The 1,763-nt window shown below is 51.8% G+C and carries 1 protein-coding gene; it reads right to left on the bottom strand.

Annotated elements, in window-relative coordinates; translation table 11 throughout:
- Nucleotides 1-3 precede the first annotated feature (3 nt).
- Entirely contained in the window at nt 4-1,416 is a 1,413-nt protein-coding gene (locus GKG43_RS22735) for an ISL3 family transposase (protein WP_129880155.1), read from the bottom strand.
- Nucleotides 1,417-1,763: the final 347 nt, after the last annotated feature.

The following is a 1,763-nucleotide window of genomic DNA, read 5'->3' on the forward strand; positions in this document are numbered from 1 at the left end:
GGCTCAGTCACATTTTCTGTGTGATGCAGGGTTCCGGTCATAGTCCCGACGGCTGATGTCGAAGATCTTCAGGAAGAAGTATTCGTCATCTGGATAGCCATAGCCCTGCCGCCTGAGTGTTTTGATCTTGTTGTTCAGTCCTTCGATCTTTCCGGCTGAGATCCGGTAAGTCGCATGGGCAATGATACCTTCAAAGTGGTTTTCAATCAGGCGGCCGAACCACCGCAGATGTCTGTTCCCTGTGGCGAAGCAGATATCTATGGTCTCAGTCATCATCTCCGCCATGACTACTTCACTGGTCTGCCGATACGCCTCGCTGAGTTTCTCTTTGATGAGATCCAGCGTGAACAGGAGCTCGTTTTCCGCAAGGAGCGCGTCATACTTTGCCTCATATCCGGACTTCCGGATGACCTCTTCCTTATTGAAGAGACCGCCGCCCTTTGACAACACTTTGCCCTCAGATGCTTCCTGATCCTTCCGCTGAAGGGTCGAGCGGCTGGACGTAAGGATATAGCGGGTGCGCTTGAGTGCCCTGGCTGCTTCGAGGTTTCCTTCTTCAGTGAGCCGTCTCTGCTCATCGCGCCGGACTTCGCTGACCACCTTATCATTAAAGTTTTTGACGATGTGGAAGTAGTCGAATACCGGCTGGATCCATTCGCAGCGCTCCTCGAAGGCCTCCTGGAAATCGGAATTCATGTCACAGGCGACAGCTTCTACGCTTTCCATCCACTCCATCCCGACATGGTCAATGAAGTCGTAGACGACCTGCTTCTTCTTGCCGTGGCCGATCCAGAGGACGTGGCCGCGCTCCATGTCGATGATGTGCGTAGCGTAGCGGTGCCCGTTATGCAGCTTGAACTCATCGATACCAAGAAACTTTGCCTTATGTTCCGGCTTACGCAGCTTTTTGCCGTCAATCGTATACGCATCCTGCAGGCGCTTTTTATCGATTGCCTTGACAACGTTTTTCCCAAGGCCGGTGATCTCGGAAACCTGCTTGAGTGTATATGTTCCATGAGCCAAAAGATCCCGGGTGTACTGGTACAGTTCTTCCGTGATCCGGTGCCCATCCGCTTTAAAAGAGATGAACTGGGAATGTGTCAAGCCGCATTCCGGACACCGAAACTGGTTATGCGGAAACACAACACTGGAGAGATTCCCACCGATGCAAAGATGCCACAGAGTGATCTCCGGATGCTGGTTCACATGCATCCTCGCGCCGCACTCCGGACAGACCGTTTCTTCCGGAGGGACATCCAGCGTACCGTGGTAGCAGAAGACTTTTCTGCCGGATACCGCTTCATGAACGGTAGTCTCCGTATTATGGAAGCCATACAGGCAGCACGGAATCATCAAAAAATCTGTTGATTCTGCAAATGTGAGTTGTCCGTCAGCCTCAGGTCGGATATACTGCATGATGAAGGGTCTCCTTTGGATTGTGGTATCTCATCTTGCCAGGATGATACGTACAACCTTACAGGATGATCCTTCTTTTATTCAAGTGTAAAGGTGCAAAGTGTTATAAGCAGGCTGTTCTTAGGCTCCTGAGCCTGAGGCATAGAAACAGCCACCCTGCGAAGCAGGGCCTGCCCTTGGCGGGTTCTGGCAGAAACGCTATACTGAGCAGCCGATATGGTGAAGAAGGCAGGCTGTTCTTGAGTTCTTCACCGTCGGCACTTAAGCCGCAGCGTTTCTGACAGGTTCAGTCAAGGGTGGCGTACGTAACCAGTAGCCATCAAGCACACAGAAAAAGTGATTGACCC

This window comes from Eubacterium sp. BIOML-A2 (assembly GCF_009680135.1).
GTDB classification, from domain to species: Bacteria; Bacillota; Clostridia; order Lachnospirales; family Lachnospiraceae; genus Faecalicatena; species Faecalicatena contortus_B.